A 20,148-nucleotide genomic window follows, 5' to 3' on the forward strand; every position below is an offset into this window, starting at 1 on the left:
TGCGAACGCGTCAAACGGCGCCGGGCATGGCCTGGCGCTACCGAAGGCAGGACGCGCCTGGTAGCGCCGGGCCATGCCCGGCGGGTGTTTCAAGGTGTGCGGCTGGCTCAGCCCTGCTTGCGCACCGGTGCACCGTTGGCCTTGTAATACGGCGCGGTGCTGCGGGCCAGCGGGGTGCGGCCGCGGATCACGTCGGCCAGCTTCTCGGCCATCATGATGGTCGGCGCGTTGAGGTTGCCGGTCACCACCTGCGGCATGATCGAGGCATCGACGATGCGCAGGCCTTCCAGCCCGTGCACGCGGCCCTGGCCGTCGACCACCGCCATCGGGTCATCGGCATGGCCCATCTTGTTCGAGCACGACGGGTGGTAGGCGGTCTCGGCATGCTCGCGCACGAATGCGTCGATCTGCGCGTCGGTCTGCAGCGCGCTGCCCGGCGAGATCTCGCGGCCGCTGTACGGTGCCAGCGCCGGCTGCGCGAAGATCTCGCGGGTGATGCGGATCGCCGCGCGGAACTCACGCCAGTCCTGCTCGTGCGACATGTAGTTGAACAGGATGCTCGGATGTTCGCGCGGATCCTTCGAACGCACGTGGATGCGGCCGCGGCTGGGCGAGCGCATCGAACCGACGTGCATCTGGAAGCTGTGCGCCTTGATCGGGTTGGAGCCGTTGTAATTGATCGCCACCGGCAGGAAGTGGTACTGCAGGTTCGGCCAGTCGAATTCGGCGTCGCTGCGGATGAAGCCGCCGGCCTCGAACTGGTTGCTGGCGCCGATGCCGGTGCCCAGGAACAGCCACTCGGCACCGATCGCCGGCTGGTTGTACAGCTTCAGCGCCGGGGCCAGCGAGACCGGCTTCTTGCACTCGTACTGCAGGTACATCTCAAGGTGGTCCTGCAGGTTGGCGCCGACGCCCGGCAGGTGGTGTACCAGGTCGATGTCCAGGCTGCGCAGCAGGTCGGCCGGGCCCACGCCCGAGCGCTGCAGGATCTGCGGCGAGGCGATGGCGCCGCCGCACAGCAGCACCTCACGGCGGGCGGTGGCACGCTGTGGCTGGTCGTTGTGCAGCCACTGCACGCCCACCGCACGCTTGCCCGAGAACAGGATGCGGTCGGTCAGCGCGTGGGTGACGATGGTCAGGTTCGGGCGCGGTTTGGCCAGGTCCAGGTAGCCGCGGGCGGTGCTGGAACGACGGCCCTTCGGGGTCACCGTGCGGTCCATCGGGCCGAAGCCTTCCTGCTGGTAGCCGTTGAGGTCGTCGGTGCGCGGGTAGCCGGCCTGCACGCCGGCCTCGACCATCGCAGCGAACAGTTCGTTGTTGCCGGCCTTGGGCGTGGTCACGCGCAGCGGGCCATCGCCACCGTGGTAGTCATTGGGTCCGATGTCGCGGGTTTCGGCCTTGCGGAAATACGGCAGGCAGTCCAGGTAGGTCCAATCCTCCAGGCCCGGCATGCTGGCCCAGTTGTCGTAGTCCATCGCGTTGCCGCGGATGTAGCACATACCGTTGATCAGCGACGAGCCGCCCAGGCCCTTGCCGCGTCCGCAGTCCATGCGGCGGTTGTTCATGAAGGGCTCCGGATCGGTCTTGTACGCCCAGTTGTAGCGCTTGCCCTGCAGCGGGAAGGCCAGCGCCGCCGGCATCTGGGTACGGAAGTCGAACCGGTAGTCCGGGCCACCGGCTTCCAGCAGCAGCACGCTGACATCGGCATCTTCGGTGAGGCGGGTGGCCAGCACGTTGCCGGCCGAGCCTGCGCCGATGATGATGTAGTCGTACTCGTTATGGGTGCTCATGGGTGTCTCCTGCAGGCCGCGGCGCGCTGCATGCAGGCGTCGCGGCGGAATGTCGGATCGGCGCGGTGGCCGGACGAGGGTGCTGGCTTGCGGCGCGCCGGTCAGAACACGCTGGCGTAGTCGCCCAGCTCGACCTGCACCGACTTGATGCGGGTGTAGTGGCCGAGGGTGGAGATGCCGTTCTCACGGCCGACGCCCGATTCCTTGTAGCCACCGACCGGCATTTCGGCCGGCGATTCACCCCAGGTGTTGATCCAGCAGATGCCGGCTTCCAGGCGGTGGATGATGCGGTGCGCTCGGCTGATGTCCTTGCTGACCACGCCCGCAGCCAGGCCGAAGGTGGTGTCGTTGGCGCGGCGCACCACTTCGTCCTCGTCGTCGTAGGCGAGGATGCTCATCACCGGCCCGAAGATCTCTTCCCGGACAATCGTCATGTCATCGCGGCAGTCGGAGAACACGGTCGGCAGCACGTAGGCGCCATTGGCCAGCGCGCCTTCGGTGGCGCGGCCGCCGCCGGTCAGCAGGCGGGCGCCTTCGGCCTTGCCGCTCTCGATGTAGCGCAGCACGTTTTCCATGTGCGGGAAGCTGGTCAGCGGGCCGAAGTTGGTCTCGGCGGCCATCGGGTCGCCGATGCGGATGCGCTTGACGCGCTCGACCACGGCGGCCTCGAATGCGGCCAGCATGCTGCGCGGCACGAAAACGCGGGTGCCGTTGGTGCAGACCTGGCCGGAGCTGAAGAAGTTGGCCATCACCGCGATGTCGGCCGCGCGGTCCAGATCGGCGTCATCGCAGATCACCAGCGGCGACTTGCCGCCCAGCTCCATGGTCACTTCCTTCAGCGACGAGGACGCGGCGCTGGCCATCACCTTCTTGCCGGTGGCGACGCCGCCGGTGAAGGAGATCTTCTCGATCACCGGGTGCTCGGTCAGCCACTGGCCGATCTCGCGGCCCGGGCCCTGCACGACGTTGAACACGCCGGCCGGCACACCGGCTTCGGTGTAGATCTCGGCCAGGCGGATCGCGGTCAACGGGGTCACTTCGGAGGGCTTGAACACCATCGCGTTGCCGGCAGCCAGGGCCGGGGCCGACTTCCACATGGCGATCTGGATCGGGTAGTTCCAGGCGCCGATGCCGGCGACCACGCCCAGCGGCTCGCGGCGGGTGTAGAAGAAGCTCGATTCGCGCAGCGGCAGCTGGATGCCCTCGATGGCGGTGGCCAGGCCGGCGTAGTACTCGACCACGTCGGCACCGGTGACGATGTCCACGGTGGTGGTTTCGGCCAGCGCCTTGCCGGTGTCCAGAGTCTCCAGCTGGGCCAGTTCGTCGTTGCGCTCGCGCAGGAGCTCGACGGCGCGGCGCAGGATGCGCGAACGCTCCATGGCCGTCATCGCCGCCCACACCTTCTGGCCCTCGGCCGCGCTCTGCACGGCGCGCTCGACGTCGGCCTGGCTGGCGACCTGCACCTCGGCGATCACCTCACCGGTGGCCGGGTTGATGGTCTTGAAGGTCTTGCCGCTGGTGGCATCGACGCGCTGGCCGTGGATGTAGAGCTGTTGGACGGGCAGGGTGGTCATGGGGCGTACTCCTTGGAAGGGGGCGGGTGCTGAAGCGCTTATAGCGCGACAGCCTGCAACTGGAAGTCGATGTAGCCGTAAGCGATGCGCCGGGACTTCTCGGCATTGAACTGGCCGCCGACCAGGCTGCCACGCAGCCACAGGCCGTCGATCATCGCGGCCAGGCCACGGGCGGCCAGGCGGGCCTGCGGGTGGGGCAGCAGGCGGTTGAACTGGTGGCAGAGGTTGGAGAACAGGCGCTGGTCGTTGGCGCGCTGCAGCCGGGCCAGTTCCGGCTGGTGCATGCTCGCGGCCCAGAAGGTGAGCCAGACGCGCATGGCGGTGCCGTTGATCTGGCTGTCGTCGAAGTTGCCATCGACGATGGCGCGCAGCTGCTCGCGCGGGTCGTCGCTGGCGTCGGCGCGGTAGCGGGCGACGGCGTCCTTCAACTCGCGCAGGATCTGCCGCATTGCAGCATTGAGCAGGCCGTCCTTGTCGCCAAAGTAGTGGGCGACGATGCCGCTGGACAACCCTGCCTTCTTCGCGATGGTGGCGACGGTCGCATCGGCCATGCCGATCTCGTCGATGGTCTGGAAAGTGGCCCGGATCAGCTGCTCGCGCCGTACCGGTTCCACGCCTTTCTTCGGCATTGTCTCTCCACGGTTTGCGACCCGAAGGATCGGGCTGCCCGCCATTATGCTTTTTATTGATTGAACGTTCAATCAATAAACCCTAGGATGCGCTCGCGCCCCACGCCATGGGCCCGGTTTACCGGTCCGGCCCCGCCCATGTGCTCCCTCGGACTTGATGAGACGACCCCATGTCTTCCCTGGCTCATCCCAAGCGTTCGCCCCTGCGCTTGAACCGTTTTGTGTTCTTCAGCTCCTCGGTGTCGATCGGCATCCTCGGGCTGCTCACCGTTCTCTATCCCGAAGGCAGCGAGCACTGGCTGCAATGGGCGCAGGCCGAGGTTTCGGCGGCGTTTGGCTGGTGGTACATGCTGCTGATCGTGCTGTGCCTGGGCTTCGTGCTGTGGCTGGCGCTCTCGCCGTATGGCCGCATCCGCCTGGGCCACAACGAGGAATCACCGGCCTTCGGCTACGTCGCCTGGGTCTCGATGCTGTTCTCAGCCGGCATCGGCATCGCGCTGCTGTACTACGGCGCCTACGAGCCGCTGGACCACTTCCTCAATCCGCCCGGGCAGCCCGGCGGCACCGTGGCCGCCGGCCGCGAGGCGATGGTGCTGACCTTCCTGCACTGGGGCCTGCACGGCTGGGCGCTGTATGCGCTGGTCGGTGTGGCACTGGGCTACTTCGCCTACCGCCGCGACCTGCCGCTGGCGCTGCGCTCGGCGCTGTACCCGATCTTCGGTGAGCGCATCCATGGCCGCATCGGCGACATGGTGGATGGCTTCGGCATCCTGGCCACGCTGATCTCGATGGTGACCAACCTCGGCATCGGCGCGCTGGTGGTGCAGTCCGGCCTGGTCTACCTGTTCCACATCCCGGATACGCCGCAGGTGCTGGTGGCGATCGTGCTGGTGATGATGGTGGTGGCCACCATCGGCGTGGTTGCAGGCGTGGAAAAGGGCATTGCCTGGCTCTCCAACCTCAACGTGCGCCTGCTGTGCGGCCTGCTGCTGTTCGTGCTGGTCACCGGCCCGACCCTGCACCTGTTCGATGGCCTGATCCAGAACACCGGCGATTACCTCGGTGCGTTCGTGCGCAAGAGTTTCGACATGTACCTCAACGACCCGAAGGGGCGTGAGTGGATGGGCTCGTGGACGCTGTTCTACTGGGCCTGGTGGATCGCCTGGGCGCCGTTCGTCGGCCTTTTCGTGGCGCGCATCTCGCGGGGACGCACCATCCGTGAAGTTGTCATGGGCGTGCTTCTCATCCCCCTCGGTTTCACCCTGGCGTGGCTGTCGATCTTCGGCAACACCGCCATCGACCTGGTCCTCAACCATGGCCAGGCGATCCTGGGCGACGTGGCCCAGCACGATGCGGCGATGACGCTGTTCAAGCTGCTGGAATACCTGCCCGGGGCGCCGTACGTGGCCGGTGCCGCGGTGGTGATCGGCTTCGTGCTGTTCCTGACCCCGGTCGATTCGGGCACGCTGATGATCGCCAACCTGTGCACCCGTCGCGTTGACGATGGCGTGGAAGATGGGCATGACGCGCCGATCTGGCTGCGCGTGTTCTGGGCGGCGGGCATCACCGTGGCCAGCGTTGGCCTGCTCCTGGCCGGCAACTTCAGCGCGATGCAGACGGCGGTGGTGCTGTGCGGCCTGCCGTTCTCGTTCACCCTGGCGTTCTACATGTGGGGCCTGCTGAAGGCGCTGCGCACCGACCCGGACGCACCGCGCCGCTGAGTGCTTCTGTAGAGCCGAGCCCATGCTCGGCTGCTGTCGGCGCAGAAGCAGCCGAGCGCAGGCTCGGCTCTACAGGGGGGTGCATCGCAAACGGAAAGGGCCGGATCCGTGCGGATCCGGCCCTTTTCCGTTACTTGCTGGCCAGCTGGCGCAGCACGTACTGCAGCAGGCCACCGTGGTGGGCGAGGAGGCGCGCTTGCGAACCACTGGTTCGCGAGTCTCCGCAGCGCCCCCGCGCTGGCGCGGGGGCCGGGCTTCCGCCCGTTGGTACCCGTGGGCAGGCTCAGCGACCTGCCAGCTGGCGCAGCACGTACTGCAGCAGGCCACCATGGCGGAAGTACTCGACTTCCTTCGGGGTCAGCAGCATCACCGACACCTCGAAGGTCTTCTTCGTGCCATCGGCCTTGGTCGCGGTGACCGTGGCGCGCTTGCTGGCACCGTCCTGCAGGCCGGTGATGTCGATCACTTCCGAGCCGTCCAGGCCCAGGCTCTGCGCATTCTCGCCGTTGCGGAACTGCAGCGGCAGCACGCCCATGCCGACCAGGTTGGAACGGTGGATGCGCTCGAAGCTCTCGGCGATGACCGCCTTCACTCCCAACAGCAGGGTGCCCTTGGCAGCCCAGTCACGCGAAGAGCCGGTGCCGTATTCCTTGCCGGCCAGCACCACCAGCGGCACCTTTTCAGCCTTGTACTTCATGGCCGCATCGTAGATCGCCAGCTTCTCCGGCTGACCGCCGCCGGCCGGGTAGTACAGGGTGTTGCCGCCTTCCTCGCCACCGAACATCAGGTTCTTGATGCGGATGTTGGCGAAGGTGCCGCGGACCATCACGTCGTCGTTGCCGCGGCGGCTGCCGTAACTGTTGAAGTCGGCCGGCTGCACGCCGCGCTCCTGCAGGAAGCGGCCTGCCGGCGAGTCCTTCTTGATGTTGCCGGCCGGGGAGATGTGGTCGGTGGTGATCGAATCGCCGAACAGGCCCATCACGCGTGCACCATGCACGTCGTCGATGCTGCCGGTCTGCATGGTCATGCCATCGAAGTACGGCGGGTTCTTGATGTAGGTGGAGGCATCGCTCCACTCGTACAGGTTGCCGTCCGGCGAGGCGATGGTGTTCCAGCGGGTGTCACCCTTGAACACGTCGGCGTAGTTCTGCTTGAACATCTCCGGGCCGATGGTCGCGGCGATGACATCGCCGATTTCCTTGTTGCTCGGCCAGATGTCGCGCAGGAACACCGGCTGGCCATCGCTGCCGGTACCGAGCGGCTGGGTGGTCAGGTCGATGTCGGTGGTGCCGGCGATGGCGTAGGCCACCACCAGCGGCGGGCTGGCCAGGTAGTTCATCTTCACTTCGGGGTGCACGCGGCCCTCGAAGTTGCGGTTGCCCGACAGCACCGAGGTGACCACAAGATCGCCGGCGGCGATGCCGGCGCTGACCTCGGTCGGCAGCGGGCCGGAGTTGCCGATGCAGGTGGTGCAGCCGTAGCCGACCACGTAGAAGCCGATCTTCTCCAGCTCCTTCAGCACGCCGGCCTTTTCCAGGTAGTCGGTGACCACGCGCGAGCCCGGCCCGAGCGAGGTCTTCACCCACGGCTGGCGGTTCAGGCCCTTGGCGGCCGCGTTGCGGGCCAGCAGGCCGGCGCCGATCATCACCGCCGGGTTGGAGGTGTTGGTGCACGAGGTGATGGCAGCGATGACCACCGCGCCGTCCTTCAGCCGCACCTTGCGGCCTTCGATCTCGATGTCGGCGAAGCCCTTGGCCAGCTGCTCGTTGCCGACCGCGGCGCCACCGCCTTCGTTGACGAAGGTGGCAACGTCCTCGCTGCGCTTGTCACGGTTGGCGGTCAGGCCGACCAGCGCTTCGCGGTAGTTCTTCTGCACGTCTTCGAGCAGGACGCGGTCCTGAGGACGCTTCGGGCCGGCCAGCGACGGCTTCACCGTGCCCATGTCCAGTTCCAGCGTGGTGCTGTACTGGGCATGCGGGCTGCCCGGTTCGTGCCACAGTCCTTGCGCTTTGGCATAGGCCTCGACCAGGTTGATCTGCTCTTCGCTGCGGCCGGACAGGCGCAGGTAGTTCAGCGATTCGGCGTCGATCGGGAAGATGCCGCAGGTGGCGCCGTATTCCGGGGCCATGTTGCCGATGGTGGCGCGGTCGGCCAGCGGCAGGTGCTGCAGGCCATCACCGTAGAACTCGACGAACTTGCCGACCACGCCCAGCTTGCGCAGCATCTGGGTAACGGTCAGCACCAGGTCGGTGGCGGTGGCGCCCTCGGGCAGCTTGCCGGTCAGCTTGAAGCCGACCACCTGCGGGATCAGCATCGACGATGGCTGGCCGAGCATGGCGGCCTCCGCTTCGATGCCGCCCACGCCCCAGCCCAGCACGCCGATGCCGTTGATCATGGTGGTGTGGCTGTCGGTACCGAACACGGTATCCGGGTAGGCCACGGCCTTGCCATCCTTCTCCGCAGTCATCACCACGCGAGCCAGGTTTTCCAGGTTCACCTGGTGCACGATGCCGGTGTTGGGCGGCACCACCTTGAAGTTGTCGAAGGCCTTCTGGCCCCAGCGCAGGAAGCCGTAGCGTTCCTGGTTGCGCTGGAACTCGATCTTGCCGTTGAGGTCCAGCGCGTCGGGCTTGCCGAACACATCGACCTGCACCGAGTGGTCGATGACCAGTTCGGAGGGAATCTGCGGATTGATCTGCTCCGGCTTGCCGCCGAGCTTGACGACGGCGTCGCGCATCGCGGCCAGGTCGACCACGCAGGGCACGCCGGTGAAGTCCTGCAGGACCACGCGTGCGGGCATGAAGGCGATTTCGGTGTCCGGCTCGGCCGCCGGATTCCAGCGGGCCACGGCTTCGATGTGGTCCTTGCCGACGGTGATGCCGCCATCCTCGTGCCGGAGCAGGTTCTCCAGCAGGATCTTCATCGAGTAGGGCAGGTGGGAGATATCGAAGCGCTGGCCCAGCGTGGGCAGGCTGAAGTAGTCGTACGTCTTGCCGCCGACGTTCAGCTGGCTGCGGGTGGAGAACGAATCGCTCATGCGGGGTAACTCCTTCTTGCGGATGGCTTGCAGTGGCCCGCGCATGGGCGGACCTGCTTGCGGTCGCCGGTGGCCTGGTGGCCCCGGAAGTTCCAGTATGAACCCGAAACTGAATGGATTCACCCGGGCCGGGTTCGGCCTGCGGCATCGGTTCCAGACTACAGGGGAGGGTGTATGGCGTATGTCACGTTTGTGGCCGATCCTTTGCGAGGCAAGGGCTGGCGGGGTGCCGGTCCTGTTCAGGGTGGAAGTATGCCCAAGGAAGTATGTATAATTTGTGCATACTCTGGAGGGCCTACCGATGGAAGCCACTGTTGCAGAACGCGGACAGATCACCCTGCCCAAGGCGGTGCGTGATGCCCTCGGCCTGACCAAGGGCACGCTGCTGAAGGTCGAGCTGGACGGCAGCCGCATCATCCTGCGCAAGAGTGTTGACGATGCCATTTCACGGGCGCGCGGCAAGTTCGCGCTGGACGGCTTCGAATCCTCCGACGCAGCGGTACGCGCGGTGCGTGACGAGGAATAAGCCGTGATGATCGCCGTCGATTCACCGGTGCTGGTCGAGCTGCTCAGCAATGGTCCGCAGGCCGATGCCGTGGAGGCCATCCTCCGGCAGAGCCTGGTGGGTGGCCGTGTGGTGGTCTGCGGCGCAACCCTGGCCGAGGTCTGCGCATCGCTGCGCGGCGGCGCCGAGGTGCTCGAAGCGCTGGAAGAAATGGGCGTGCACTTCAACCCGATGGAAGCCAAGTCGGCGCTGCGCGCCGGCGAGATGCACCGCCGTCATCGCCAGCGTGGCGGCAGCCGCCGCAGCCTGGACGAATTCATGGTCGGCGCCCACGCACTGCTGCAGTGTGACGGCCTGATCACCTGGAACGACACGTTTTACCGCGACTACTTCAAGGGCCTGAAGCTGATCGTGCCGCACGCCTGAGCCCACTTTGTTATTTCAACCTACGCATTACCCGGGAGTTGTCATGTTGGAAGCCTACCGCCACCACGTCGCCGAGCGCGCTGCGCTTGGCATCCCGCCGCTGCCGCTGAGCGCGCAGCAGACGGCCGATGTCATCGAACTGCTGAAGAACCCGCCGCAGGGCGAGGCCGAGTTCCTGCTCGACCTGCTGACCCACCGCGTGCCGGCCGGCGTCGATGACGCGGCCAAGGTCAAGGCGTCGTACCTGGCGGCGATCGCGCTGGGCAGCGAGCAGAACCCGCTGATCAGCCGCGAGCGCGCCACCGAACTGCTGGGCACCATGCTCGGCGGTTACAACGTCGCCCCGCTGGTGCAGCTGCTGGACGACGCCAGCGTCGGCACCATCGCCGCCAACGGCCTGAAGAAGACCCTGCTGGTGTTCGACGCCTTCCACGACGTGCAGGAAAAGGCCAAGGCCGGCAACGCCAACGCCCAGGCCGTGCTGCAGAGCTGGGCCGAGGCCGAGTGGTTCACCAGCAACCCGGAAGTGCCGCAGAGCCTGACCGTCACCGTGTTCAAGGTGCCGGGCGAGACCAACACCGACGACCTGTCGCCGGCGCCGGACGCGACCACCCGCCCGGACATCCCGATGCACGCCCTGGCGATGCTGAAGAACAAGCGCGACGACGCGCCGTTCACCCCGGAAGAAGACGGCAAGCGCGGCCCGATCCAGCAGATCCTCGACCTGAAGGACAAGGGCCACCTGGTCGCCTACGTCGGCGACGTGGTCGGTACCGGCTCCTCGCGCAAGTCGGCCACCAACAGCGTGCTGTGGTGGACCGGCGATGACATTCCGTACATCCCGAACAAGCGTGCCGGTGGCGTGTGCCTGGGCGGCAAGATCGCGCCGATCTTCTACAACACCATGGAAGACGCCGGTGCGCTGCCGATCGAACTGGACGTGTCGAAGATGGAGCACGGCGACGTCATCGAGCTGCGCCCGTACGAAGGCAAGGCGCTGAAGAACGGCGAGGTGATCGCCGAATTCCAGGTCAAGTCCGACGTGCTGTTCGACGAAGTGCGTGCCGGTGGCCGCATCCCGCTGATCATCGGCCGTGGCCTGACCGGCAAGGCGCGCGAAGCGCTGGGCCTGGCCCCGACCGACCTGTTCCGCCTGCCGGTGCAGCCGGCCGATACCGGCAAGGGCTTCTCGCTGGCGCAGAAGATGGTCGGCCGCGCCTGTGGCCTGCCGGAAGGCCAGGGCATGCGCCCGGGCACGTACTGCGAACCGAAGATGACCTCGGTCGGCTCGCAGGACACCACCGGCCCGATGACCCGTGACGAGCTGAAGGACCTGGCCTGCCTGGGCTTCTCGGCCGACCTGGTGATGCAGTCGTTCTGCCACACCGCCGCCTACCCGAAGCCGGTGGACGTGAAGACCCACCACACCCTGCCGGAGTTCATCTCCACCCGTGGCGGCGTCTCGCTGCGCCCGGGCGACGGCGTGATCCACAGCTGGCTCAACCGCATGCTGCTGCCGGACACCGTCGGTACCGGTGGTGACTCGCACACCCGTTTCCCGGTGGGCATTTCGTTCCCAGCCGGTTCGGGCCTGGTCGCCTTCGCTGCGGCCACCGGCGTGATGCCGCTGGACATGCCGGAGTCGGTGCTGGTGCGCTTCAAGGGCAAGATGCAGCCGGGCGTGACCCTGCGTGACCTGGTCAACGCGATCCCGCTGTACGCGATCAAGTCGGGCCTGCTGACCGTGGCCAAGGCCGGCAAGAAGAACATCTTCTCCGGCCGCATCCTGGAAATCGAAGGCTTGCCGGAGCTGAAGGTCGAACAGGCGTTCGAACTGTCCGACGCCTCGGCCGAGCGTTCGGCCGCCGGTTGCTCGGTGCGCCTGAACAAGGAACCGATCATCGAGTACCTGACCAGCAACATTACCCTGCTGAAGTGGATGATTGCCGAGGGTTACCAGGATCCGCGTTCGCTGCAGCGTCGCATCGAGAAGATGGAAGCCTGGCTGGCCAACCCGCAGCTGCTGGAGCCGGATGCGGACGCCGAGTACGCCGCCGTCATCGAGATCGACCTGGCCGACATCCACGAGCCGATCGTGGCCTGCCCGAACGACCCGGACGACGTGAAGACCCTGTCCGAGGTGGCCGGTGCCAAGATCGACGAAGTGTTCATCGGTTCGTGCATGACCAACATCGGGCACTTCCGTGCCGCTGCGAAGCTGCTGGAAGGCAAGCGTGACCTGCCGACCCGCCTGTGGGTGGCCCCGCCGACCAAGATGGATGCTTCGGAGCTGACCAAGGAAGGCGTGTACGGCACCTTCGGCGCTACCGGCGCACGCATGGAAATGCCGGGCTGCTCGCTGTGCATGGGCAACCAGGCGCAGATCCGCGAGGGTTCCACCGCGATGTCGACCTCGACCCGCAACTTCCCGAACCGCCTGGGCCGCAACACCAACGTGTACCTGGGTTCGGCGGAGCTGGCCGCGATCTGCTCGCGCCTGGGCCGCATCCCGACCAAGGAGGAGTACATGGCGGACATCGGCGTGATCAACGCCAATGGTGCGGAGATCTACCGCTACATGAACTTCGACCAGATCGAGGAATATCAGGACGTGGCCAAGACGGTCGCTGCCTGATGCGGTAGTGCCGGCCGCTGGCCGGCATCCCGTTGAAAGGAAGAACCCCCGGTGAGAACCTGGGGTTTTTTGTGGACGGGCCACTTTCGTAGAAGTTGCATTTCAGTAGAGATGCATCGCGCCTACCGTGGATGCCCACAATTTCGGTCCTGCGCAAGATGCGCCGCTCATTCCTGCTGCCTCCCAGTCCTACCCATCGCCGCACCGTCACCACCCAGGCTTTGGGCATTCTGCTGGCCTCTGCACTTCTGACCATTGCGCCATCGGCAGGGGCAACGTCGGCGCCTGCAATGCTACAGCCCACCGAGCCGCCGCCACGTTTCGACAGGACTACACGCCACGGCCTCTGTCATGAGGGCCGCTGCGTGGTGCTGGATGGCACCGGTCGGCAACTTGCCGAGCATCGGGGAATGCAATACCTCCGCCCCTTCAAAAATGGGGTGGCGGTCTTCGAAAGGGGGGAGAACAGGGGCGTCATGAATTCAGAAGGGCGTATCGTCCTTGAAGCGCATTACGACTCGGTTGAGGTACATGGCAACGGGATGATCGAAGCCAAGGTATTGCTGCGGAGCCCGCCCAAGGCGTACACGCGAATCGACTTCTTCAATGCACGAGGCCGATTGGTGCGTCGGTTTGAGGAGAAAGGCGAGATCGATCTCCTGCGCTCGGCGTCCTGGGCAGGAAACCCGGCTGTAGAACTCTGCAACAGTGAAAAGCGGCGCTGCACGACCCACTTCCTTGACGCAAAGGGCAGGTCCGGTCCCGTTTTCAGTGTCTTTGGTAGCTTTGGTCCCGTGGGTCATGAGGGGGAAGTGGCCATCGCTTCGCGCGATGGTGTCCACTTTGGCCTGGTTGATCGATCACTGGCAGGCATAGGGCGCCAGGACTACGATCAGATGACCTTCAACAGTTCGGGTTTCGCGCTCGCCACCCAGGGCGGGAACGACACGGTGCTGGATCCCCACGGGGTGCAAGTGGCGCCCATGGGTCGATATCGGTTCAAGTTTGGTCGGGGTGGGTACCTGCTTTCTGCGGTAGCCGAAGACGGCCAGTGCCTGCATTTCACGCGCGCGGGTTTGATGTTTCCGACGCCTGCAGGCCACTGTATGAAGACAGATGAGTTCGCTGAACGAGTGGGGTATGTAATCTTCAGTTCGGAAGATGATGAATACGTTGTAGGCCTGGATGGGTCGCTGCGCTCCCTGCAACGCGCTGCAGGCCTGCATCCGTTGAACCGCAGGATCGTCGAGTATCAAAAGCCCGGCGAAGCGGGGGTGCGTTTCATGATGCTGGAAGATGGCAGCATCTCGTCTTCCCTGTACTACCGACTTGCGCCTTTTCAAACCGCGGAAGGGCTGGATGACCAACTGCTGTTGGCCCAAGCCGATGGAGGATGGGGTGTAATAGATGCTACGGGTGCTTGGCTGATTCCTCCTCGCTACCGTCGAATAAGACCATTGGGTCCGAATCTGGTCGCGGCATTCGAACGGCCGGGATATGACCCCGGGTATCACATACTCGATCTGCGTGGCAATGCGGTGGCCGATTTCACGCTGCATGATCCCTTGCCGGATTTTTTGGCGGATGGAACAAGAGTCTATGCGCTCTCACTACGTGGCCGTTGGGGTCTTCTGGATGAGTCGGGGCGGTGGAGGCTGGCGCCCCGCTACGGCTACGTGAATGTTTCGAAAGGCCTGGTTTCAGTGCGTGAGCGAAACAGTGCCGGTGATATTACGGTTAATTTTCTTGACCCGGACACAGAAACGACGCTGTTCGAACAGGGATTTCTATCGATTCATTCTCGACCGGATGGTCTGTTTGAGACGTTGAAGACAGATCAGACCTTGGAGCTGATCAAGCTCGACGGGACCGTTCTGGGGCGTCTGCATCCTCGTCCCAGCCAATAGTCGGACCATTGACTGCTTGGTATGGCTGGAGCCTGGTGCGATCCAAATGAAAGATCTGGGCGTGTTGGAAACAACTGAACGCGCAGGCTTCCGGCGCTACTGCACGGTCCAGTCTGCGCTGCCTTCCAGCCGACGGCCGCCGATCAGCACGTTGCCGCTCTTACCGGAGACATCCATCTCGAACCAAGGCAGTCCATCTCGGTCAAGTGGACGCACGTAGGCCTGGCGCTTTGCACGGTTGAATTCGATGTAGTAGCGGCGATGCACGTTGGGGTACGGCGGGATAGACGGGCCTTTCCAGCTGACGCTTACCGCGCCGGGATCTTCGCGACCCACCAGCATCAGCATGAAGAACACATCACCCTGCTTGGCCTCGAAGTAGAACAGATCGCCACTGGCGCTGGCGGGTGCCAGTGGCAATGAAAGCAGTACGGCCGCCAGGGCGGCCTTCCATATGCCTTTGATCATGTGCAGCATTCCTTGTGCAATACCGCTATCAAAGCACACATGCGGGTAGCGCGTTGAAACGAAGAACCCCGATGAAAGCCGGCACCTTTTCTTGTTGCCTGATGGCCTGTAGCGCCGAGTCCATGCTTGGCTGCTGTTCGTGCGATGCGCGATGAGTCGAGCGCGGCTCGACTCTACAAAGGCATCCACGCATGGCGTGGATCTACTGCCCGCGGAGTCCTTGAGCCGGGGCGCGCTATCAGCCGCGAGCGAGCGCCAGCAGCCGCTCGGCAATGCGTTCCAGCGGCACCTGTTCCTCGGCGGCGCCGAGCTTGAACGCTGCACCGGGCATGCCCCAGACCACGCTGGTGGCCTCGTCCTGCACCAGTGTCGGCGCGCCGGCCTGGCGCATTTCCAGCAGGCCGCGTGCGCCGTCGTCACCCATGCCGGTGAGGATGGCCCCGATGGCATTGCCACCCGCGCTCTGCGCGACCGAGCGGAACAGCACGTCCACCGCCGGCTTGTGCCGGTTCACCGCTGGGCCGTCGTCGACGCGGCAGCGCCAGCGTGCACCGTCACGGATGATGCGCAGGTGCTTGCCGCCGGGTGGCAGGTAGGCATGGCCGGGCAGCACCGCTTCGCCGTCGCTGGCCTCGCGCACAGCCATGGCCGAGTGGCGGTCCAGGCGTTCGGCGAAGGCGCTGCTGAAGCTGGCCGGCAGGTGCTGGGTCATCACCACGGCGGGCGCGTCGGCAGGCATGCCTTCCAGCACCACGCGCAGCGCTTCGGTGCCACCGGCTGACGAGCCGATCGCGATCAGGCGGTCGGTGGTACGGAACTGCGGCGAGGCAGCACGCGTTGCCGGCGCTGCGTCCAGCGTGAGCTTCGGGGCGGCCGCGCGCACCAGCGGTCGCACCCGCGAGCGCGCCGCCATCTTCACCTTGGCGATGATTTCGTCGGCGTAGCCCTGCAGGCCGCGTGCGACGTCCAGCTTGGGCTTGGAGACGAAGTCCACCGCGCCCAGTGCCAGCGCCTGCAGCGTGGTGTCGGCGCCGCGTTCGGTCAGCGAAGAAATCATCACCACCGGCAGCGGGTGCAGCCGCATCAGGTTTTCCAGGAACGCCAGGCCGTCCATGCGCGGCATTTCCACGTCAAGCGTGATCACGTCCGGGGCCAGGCGCTTGATCTTCTCACGCGCCAGCAGCGGATCTGCGGCGGTGCCGACCACGTCGATGGCCGGGTCGCTGGACAGGATTTCCGTGAGCATCTGCCGCACGACGGCAGAGTCGTCGACGATCAGGACCCGGCAGGGGGCGTTGCCGGTCAGGGTCATTCGAACAACTCCACGCCGCCGGTCACCGGGGCCTTGGACAGACGTGCACGCACGGCAGATTCGGTGGCAGCCACTTCGGCTTCGTGGGCATGCGGCAGGCGCTGCACCACCACGCGGCCGGTATCGGCGAAGAACCAGATCTTGCGCGGATGGATGCCGCACAGGTCCTCGGCGATGATCGGGATATGCTCGGCCTGCAGGTACTGGCGCACGAACTCGGCGTTACGGGTACCGACCGGATTGCTGGTGAATCCCTTGAGCACGTTGGCGCCGCCGAACACCTTGGCCTCGATGCGCTTGCGGTGGGCGCCGCGCTTGAGCATGTCGTTGATCAGCAGTTCCATCGCGTAGCTGCCGTAACGCGCGGGCGCGCCGTCGCCGGCATTGCCCTCGGGCAGCAGGAAATGGTTCATGCCACCGATCTTCAGTACCGGGTCCCGCAGGCAGGCCGCCACGCAGGAACCCAGCGTGGTGGTCAGCGCGGTGGTGTCGTCCACCACCAGGTACTGGGTCGGCAGCAGCTTGGCGGCAATGGTCTGGAAGCGCGCATCCTGGTAGCGCATCACATCGTCGGTACGCAGCGAGGCGTTCATGCACCGGCCTTTGCCGCGCGGCGGTACAGGGTGCGGCCACAGGGCTGGATCAGGTCGGCGGCGTGCAGGTAGTTCTCCGAGTGTCCGGTGTAAAGCAGGCCGTCATCGGCCAGGTGCTGTACCAGCCGGCCGAGGATCGCGCGCTGGGTTGGCTTGTCGAAGTAGATCATCACGTTGCGGCAGAACAACGCATCGAACGGGCCGCCGACGTCGTAGCGCGGGGCAAGCAGGTTCAGTGGGCGGAACTCGATCAGCTCGCGCAGTGCCGGCAGCACGCGGCACTGGCCCTCGTTGGGGCCGCTGCCGCGCTGGAAGTAGCGCCGGCGCAGGTCCGGGTCGAGGTTGGTCACACGGTCGATGTTGTAGACACCTCGGCCGGCGGTGGCCAGCACCTGGGTGTCGACGTCGGTGGCGATGATGCGCACCGGCGGCTTCAGCGTACCGAAGGCCTCACAGGCGGTAATCGCCATTGAATAGGGTTCTTCGCCGGTGGACGCTGCGCACGACCACAACAGCAGCGGCGTGCGGCTGGAGCGCTGCTGCAGCTCCTCGCGCAGCTTGTCGAAGTGATGCGGTTCGCGGAAGAACGAGGTCAGGTTGGTGGTCAGGGCGTTGGTGAACGCCTGCCACTCGTCACCATCTTCCTGCTCCAGATGGTCCAGATACTGCTGGAAGCTGCGCATGCCCAGCGTGCGCAGGCGGCGCGACAGGCGGCCATAGACCATGTCGCGCTTGGCCGGAGCGAGGGCGATGCCCACGCGCTGGTAGATCAGGTCGCAGACGCGGCGGAAATCACGGTCGGCGAACTCGAATTCGCGCGGGCCGGTGACGATGGGAGTAGGACTTTGCACGGGGGACGTGTCCATCGGCAGAGGCGGCGGCCGAAGCCGCTGCGGGTGGGTCTCAGAATTCCTGCCAGTCGCTGTCGCTGGCGGCGAAGGTGCGGGCGTTGCTGCTGCGACGTACCGGCGCGGGCGTTCCGGTCGGCTGCGGACGTGCCACGGTGGTGATGCACGCCGATTCCACGCGTTCGGCGACAGCCTTCACTGCGGCGGAGACCTGGTTGTCGAGGCGGAAGATCGCCACGGCATCGGCCAGCTGCGCGGCCTGGTCTTCCATCGCACGCGCGGCGGCGGTGGCTTCCTCCACCAGCGCAGCGTTCTGCTGAGTGGTTTCGTCCATCTGCACCACGGTCTGGTTGACCTGCTCGATGCCGGCGCTCTGCTCCTGCGAAGCGGCAGAGATCTCGGCCATGATGTCGGTCACGCGCTGCACCGAGGCGACGATCTCGCCCATCGTGCTGCCGGCCTGGTGCACCAGGCTGGAGCCTTCGGTGACCTTGCCGACCGAATCGTCGATCAGGCCCTTGATCTCCTTGGCCGCAGCGGCCGAACGCTGGGCGAGGGTACGCACTTCGCTGGCGACCACGGCGAAGCCGCGACCCTGTTCACCGGCACGCGCGGCTTCCACGGCAGCGTTCAGCGCCAGGATGTTGGTCTGGAACGCGATGCCGTCGATCACCGAGATGATCTCGGCGATCTTTTTCGACGAGGCCTCGATGGCGGACATGGTACTGACCACCTGGCCGACCACGCTGCCGCCCTGGGAGGCAACAGACTGCGCGCCGATGGCGAGCTGGTTGGCCTGGCGGGCGTGTTCGGCATTCTGGCGCACGGTGGAGGTCAGTTCCTCCATCGAGGCTGCGGTTTCTTCCAGGTTGGCGGCCTGCTGCTCGGTGCGGCGTGACAGATCACTGTTGCCGGAGGCGATCTCGCCGGCGGCGAGCGTGATGCTCGAAGCACTGGCCTGGATCTGGCCGACGATCTGGGTCAGCTGTGCGACGGTGGTGTTGGCATCGTCGCGCATCCGTGCGAACACGCCCTGGTAGTCGCCGTGCATGCGCGCGGTCAGGTCACCTTCGGCGATGGCCGACAGCAGCTGCGAGAGCTTGCCGAGGTTGTCATCGCTGACCGCCATCATCGCGTTGAGGTTCTCCAGCATGAGGCGGAAATCGTGATCGAAGCGCTGCGCGTCGCCACGGCGGCTGAAGTCGCCCGCGGCGGCGGCACTGGCCAGCTGCTTGATCTCGGCATTGATGCGGCCGAGGTTGGCCTTGACCGTGTCGACGGTGGTGGTCATTGCGGCCTTCTCGCCTGGGTAGCGCGCGATGTCGCGGCTGAGGTCGCCGACCGCGTACTGCTGCACCACATCCAGCACATCGTGCAGGGTCTGCACGTGGCTGCCGACCAGGGCGTTGGTCTCCTGCACCATCAGCCCATACTCACCGGGGAACGCACTGGCGTCGATGCGGTAGCTCAGTTCGCCGCCATCGTGGCGGCGGGCCATTTCGCGCTGGCCGTTGATTACTGCGTGCAGCTGCTGCTGCATGCCGGACATCGCCTCCAGCAGGCGGCCGGGCTCGTCGTGCGGCTGTGGGCCGATATGGCTGTCCAGCTTGCCGTTGGCGATGCCTTCGGCGACGGCGGTAGCCTGCTTCAGCGGGCGCGCGATACGGTTGCCGATGACCCAGCTCAGGGCCAGCACGATCAGCACCAGTACACCACCGGAGATCGCCATGATGGTGGTGAACACCAGCGCCTGCCGCTGCACGTCGTCCATGTAGACGCCGCTGCTGACCACCCAGTTCCACGGCGCGAACAGGCCGGCGTAGGCGACTTTCTCGACCTCGCCCTTGCTGCCCGGCTTGGCCCATCGATAGTTGACGAAGCCACCGCCGGCCTTGGCCGCTTCGACCTGGTCGTAATAGATGCGCACGCCGTCGTCGGTGCGGAAGTCCTTCATGTCCTTGCCGACCAGGTCCTTGCGGAACGGGTGCATCAGCAGGCGGTAGCCGGTGTCGTAGATGTTGAAGTAGTACGTATCGTTCTCGGCGCGCATCACTTCCAGGGCCTGCAACGCGGCGCTCTTCGCGGCGTCCTCGCTGAGTTCGCCGGTGCCGGCCAGACGGTGGTAGTGCTGAAGGATGCCGTAGCTGAGTTCGACCTGGGTCTTCAGCGCGGTCTTGCGGGTCTCGGTGAGGTCCAGGTACTGCATGCGGGCGGCGATCACCGAGAGCGCGATCACGCCGAGCGCGATGAGCAGCGTCAGCAGGTTGAGCTTGCGCCGGACGGAGAGATTGCTGAAGTAGTGTTGCCAGCGATGCAGGAGATTCATCGAGCAGGACCAGGTCGAAACGGGCGGGCGGCGCCGAGCCGGTCACGGCGGGACAAGCGGTGACAACCCCGTTATCGGCCGCTGGGGCGGGGGATTGAGGTGCGGTGTCGGAACGTATTCAGGTTTCCTTGCCGCGGCGGCTGCGGCGCTGCCTGCGGCAGGCTTTTGAAGCAACAGCAACAGCAACAGCAACAGCAGTTGGTCGGCGGTCGCGAGTTGCGAGGGGGGCCGGGCCAGGGTGGGTTGGCGGGGGACGCCGTAAACCCGTCCTGAAGTGACCCCCGAGACTTGGACGGGGTCAGGCGGCCGATTGGGCTCGCTCTCGGTACTCTACCGGGCTCAGACCTTTCAGTTTCAGTTTGATGCGCTCCTGGTTG

15 protein-coding genes are annotated in these 20,148 nt (G+C 65.7%); 5 read left to right on the plus strand and 10 right to left on the minus strand.

Going from position 1 to position 20,148, the window contains the following annotated elements; translation table 11 throughout:
• Positions 1-107 precede the first annotated feature (107 nt).
• The 3 genes from betA to betI form a co-directional block, all read right to left on the minus strand.
• On the minus strand, positions 108-1,790 hold the full coding sequence (gene betA / locus ACTXG9_RS18930) for a choline dehydrogenase (protein ID WP_021202070.1): 1,683 nt from the start codon (positions 1,788-1,790) through the stop codon (positions 108-110).
• A gap of 101 nt (positions 1,791-1,891) precedes the next feature.
• Entirely contained in the window at positions 1,892-3,364 is a 1,473-nt protein-coding gene (gene betB / locus ACTXG9_RS18935; RefSeq protein WP_111097830.1) for a betaine-aldehyde dehydrogenase, read from the minus strand.
• Between the two features lie 38 nt (positions 3,365-3,402).
• Entirely contained in the window at positions 3,403-3,993 is a 591-nt protein-coding gene (betI, locus tag ACTXG9_RS18940; protein WP_005409501.1) for a transcriptional regulator BetI, read from the minus strand.
• 170 nt (positions 3,994-4,163) lie between these two features.
• Between betI and ACTXG9_RS18945 the strand changes: the two genes are divergently transcribed.
• Positions 4,164-5,714, plus strand: coding sequence for a BCCT family transporter (locus ACTXG9_RS18945; protein ID WP_111097829.1), 1,551 nt, complete (start codon positions 4,164-4,166; stop codon positions 5,712-5,714).
• 283 nt (positions 5,715-5,997) lie between these two features.
• Here the strand turns inward: ACTXG9_RS18945 and acnA are convergent, their stop codons facing one another.
• On the minus strand, positions 5,998-8,751 hold the full coding sequence (gene acnA / locus ACTXG9_RS18950) for an aconitate hydratase AcnA (RefSeq protein ID WP_456115797.1): 2,754 nt from the start codon (positions 8,749-8,751) through the stop codon (positions 5,998-6,000).
• 301 nt (positions 8,752-9,052) lie between these two features.
• On the opposite strand from acnA, the gene ACTXG9_RS18955 reads away from it, so the two are divergent.
• The 4 genes from ACTXG9_RS18955 (at position 9,053) to ACTXG9_RS18970 (ending at position 14,224) form a co-directional block, all read left to right on the plus strand.
• Positions 9,053-9,277: an AbrB/MazE/SpoVT family DNA-binding domain-containing protein gene (locus ACTXG9_RS18955; protein WP_005409505.1), complete on the plus strand. Its 225-nt coding sequence runs from the start codon at positions 9,053-9,055 to the stop codon at positions 9,275-9,277.
• Positions 9,278-9,283: 6 nt separating this feature from the next.
• Positions 9,284-9,682 (plus strand): type II toxin-antitoxin system VapC family toxin, encoded by a 399-nt coding sequence (locus tag ACTXG9_RS18960; RefSeq protein WP_005416402.1) that lies wholly within the window; start codon positions 9,284-9,286, stop codon positions 9,680-9,682.
• 43 nt (positions 9,683-9,725) lie between these two features.
• Positions 9,726-12,317 (plus strand): bifunctional aconitate hydratase 2/2-methylisocitrate dehydratase, encoded by a 2,592-nt coding sequence (gene acnB / locus ACTXG9_RS18965; protein ID WP_111097827.1) that lies wholly within the window; start codon positions 9,726-9,728, stop codon positions 12,315-12,317.
• A gap of 158 nt (positions 12,318-12,475) precedes the next feature.
• Positions 12,476-14,224 carry a WG repeat-containing protein gene (locus ACTXG9_RS18970; protein ID WP_262089621.1) on the plus strand — a complete coding sequence of 583 codons (1,749 nt, stop codon included), beginning with the start codon at positions 12,476-12,478 and terminating at the stop codon, positions 14,222-14,224.
• Between the two features lie 96 nt (positions 14,225-14,320).
• Here ACTXG9_RS18970 and ACTXG9_RS18975 read toward each other — a convergent pair whose 3' ends face one another.
• The 6 genes from ACTXG9_RS18975 to ACTXG9_RS19000 all read right to left on the minus strand — a co-directional run.
• On the minus strand, positions 14,321-14,692 hold the full coding sequence (locus ACTXG9_RS18975; protein ID WP_134731698.1) for a hypothetical protein: 372 nt from the start codon (positions 14,690-14,692) through the stop codon (positions 14,321-14,323).
• Positions 14,693-14,930: 238 nt separating this feature from the next.
• Positions 14,931-16,004: a protein-glutamate methylesterase/protein-glutamine glutaminase gene (locus ACTXG9_RS18980; protein WP_021202077.1), complete on the minus strand. Its 1,074-nt coding sequence runs from the start codon at positions 16,002-16,004 to the stop codon at positions 14,931-14,933.
• Positions 16,001-16,597, minus strand: a complete 597-nt coding sequence (gene cheD / locus ACTXG9_RS18985) for a chemoreceptor glutamine deamidase CheD (RefSeq protein ID WP_014037083.1) — start codon at positions 16,595-16,597, stop codon at positions 16,001-16,003. Before cheD ends, ACTXG9_RS18980 begins: the two co-directional genes overlap by 4 nt.
• The gene (locus ACTXG9_RS18990) at positions 16,594-17,463 is read right to left on the minus strand and encodes a CheR family methyltransferase (protein ID WP_049435029.1); all 870 of its coding nucleotides are present in this window, start codon (positions 17,461-17,463) and stop codon (positions 16,594-16,596) included. The genes cheD and ACTXG9_RS18990 overlap by 4 nt, the downstream gene beginning before the upstream one ends.
• A 37-nt stretch (positions 17,464-17,500) precedes the next feature.
• Complete coding sequence (locus tag ACTXG9_RS18995) at positions 17,501-19,771, minus strand: methyl-accepting chemotaxis protein (RefSeq protein WP_188250561.1); 2,271 nt, start codon at positions 19,769-19,771, stop codon at positions 17,501-17,503.
• Positions 19,772-20,069: 298 nt separating this feature from the next.
• On the minus strand, positions 20,070-20,148 hold a 79-nt coding region (locus ACTXG9_RS19000), incomplete at its 5' end, for an IS3 family transposase (RefSeq protein ID WP_454899183.1).

The organism is Stenotrophomonas maltophilia group sp. LNF247 (assembly GCF_054083135.1).

Bases quoted from the DNA above. Each gene is read 5' to 3' on its own strand.
- betI (WP_005409501.1), bottom strand. From the start codon at position 3,993: ATGCCGAAGAAAGGCGTGGAACCGGTACGGCGCGAGCAGCTGATCCGG.
- ACTXG9_RS18970 (WP_262089621.1), top strand. From the start codon at position 12,476: ATGCGCCGCTCATTCCTGCTGCCTCCCAGTCCTACCCATCGCCGCACC.
- betA (WP_021202070.1), bottom strand. From the start codon at position 1,790: ATGAGCACCCATAACGAGTACGACTACATCATCATCGGCGCAGGCTCG.
- ACTXG9_RS18975 (WP_134731698.1), bottom strand. From the start codon at position 14,692: ATGATCAAAGGCATATGGAAGGCCGCCCTGGCGGCCGTACTGCTTTCA.
- acnB (WP_111097827.1), top strand. From the start codon at position 9,726: ATGTTGGAAGCCTACCGCCACCACGTCGCCGAGCGCGCTGCGCTTGGC.
- ACTXG9_RS18945 (WP_111097829.1), top strand. From the start codon at position 4,164: ATGTCTTCCCTGGCTCATCCCAAGCGTTCGCCCCTGCGCTTGAACCGT.
- ACTXG9_RS18995 (WP_188250561.1), bottom strand. From the start codon at position 19,771: ATGAATCTCCTGCATCGCTGGCAACACTACTTCAGCAATCTCTCCGTC.
- betB (WP_111097830.1), bottom strand. From the start codon at position 3,364: ATGACCACCCTGCCCGTCCAACAGCTCTACATCCACGGCCAGCGCGTC.
- ACTXG9_RS18990 (WP_049435029.1), bottom strand. From the start codon at position 17,463: ATGGACACGTCCCCCGTGCAAAGTCCTACTCCCATCGTCACCGGCCCG.
- ACTXG9_RS18955 (WP_005409505.1), top strand. From the start codon at position 9,053: ATGGAAGCCACTGTTGCAGAACGCGGACAGATCACCCTGCCCAAGGCG.
- cheD (WP_014037083.1), bottom strand. From the start codon at position 16,597: ATGAACGCCTCGCTGCGTACCGACGATGTGATGCGCTACCAGGATGCG.
- acnA (WP_456115797.1), bottom strand. From the start codon at position 8,751: ATGAGCGATTCGTTCTCCACCCGCAGCCAGCTGAACGTCGGCGGCAAG.
- ACTXG9_RS18980 (WP_021202077.1), bottom strand. From the start codon at position 16,004: ATGACCCTGACCGGCAACGCCCCCTGCCGGGTCCTGATCGTCGACGAC.
- ACTXG9_RS18960 (WP_005416402.1), top strand. From the start codon at position 9,284: ATGATCGCCGTCGATTCACCGGTGCTGGTCGAGCTGCTCAGCAATGGT.